The sequence below is a fragment of the Pseudomonas sp. RA_35y_Pfl2_P32 genome, from assembly GCF_963970735.1.
Classification (GTDB): domain Bacteria; phylum Pseudomonadota; class Gammaproteobacteria; order Pseudomonadales; family Pseudomonadaceae; genus Aquipseudomonas.
The window spans coordinates 1-1,060 of record NZ_CAXAQF010000066.1 but is presented as its reverse complement, the minus strand read 5'-3'; the positions used below and the strand labels follow the sequence as shown (position 1 = coordinate 1,060).

Annotated in this window: 1 protein-coding gene; it reads left to right on the top strand. The window is 62.8% G+C overall.

Annotation, left to right across the window (positions count from 1 at the left end):
• Positions 1 to 1,060, top strand: a 1,060-nt coding sequence (locus AACY45_RS27070) for a tyrosine-type recombinase/integrase (protein ID WP_339548493.1), incomplete at both ends; no start/stop codon positions are given.

Sequence of the window (1,060 nt, the reverse complement as noted above, 5' to 3'; positions counted from 1 at the left end):
AAGGCTACGTCGGTGTCGACGACGGGATCGACGATCTGCCACGGCACCTCGCCGACTATTTCGATGGGATCGATCGCTTGCAACTCGCGCAAGGACCGGCCCAGTCCTATCGATCCGAGGCCGAGCATTTCGCGGCCTGGCTTCGCATTGCGCGACGACAATGGGCCGATATCGATGACACGATCATCGACCAGTACGGCGCGCATGATTGTCGATGTCCGGTCTGGCGCAAGCGAGGCAAGCTTGTTGCCTCGGGCGCGAAGCGGCGGCGGCGAGGCGCTCGGCACTTCGTCGAGTTCTTGCGCGACCGCGGTGTCATCCCTTCAGTCGAACTGGTGTCGGATGACGACCCGCACATGGCGGCATATCTGGCATGGCTCAAGCAACACCGCGGCGCGACCGATGAGACGATCCGGCGCTACCGGGCCGATATCAGGCGGCTCGCGCCTATGCTCGGCGAGCCTTCACAATGGGATGCAGCCGTCCTCAGACGGGCGTTTCAACAACGAAGCAAGGAGACGCCGGGTTCGGCATCACTGCTCGTCACGATAATACGGAGCTATATTCGGTTCCTGGTCGTGCAGGGTATTTGCCGTCCAGCTTTGTTGCACGCGATCCCATCAGTGCAACGCTACCGTCTTTCGACGCTGCCCCGGCACGTTAACCCGGCAACGATCGAGCAGATCATCGGCGCATGTCCGACTGATCGCCCGGTGGAAGTTCGGGACAAGGCCATCATTCTCCTGCTCGCCCGGCTTGGCCTGCGTGCCGGTGATATTCGGGATATGCACCTCGACGATATCGACTGGCGCTCGGGCCACCTGACGGTCAAGGGCAAGACGCGTCGGCCTGATCGCCTGCCATTGCCTCAAGACGTCGGTGACGCGATCCTGGACTACATTGCCACGGCGCGTCCCAAGACCGCCGATCCGCATCTGTTCGTGCGCGCGCAAGCCCCGTTCCGTTCGTTCCGCTCATCGGCGGAGATCGCCGGCATCGTTGCACGCACGCATGAGCGCGGCGGGATCGAAGGCGTGCCGACCGGATCGCACATTTTCCG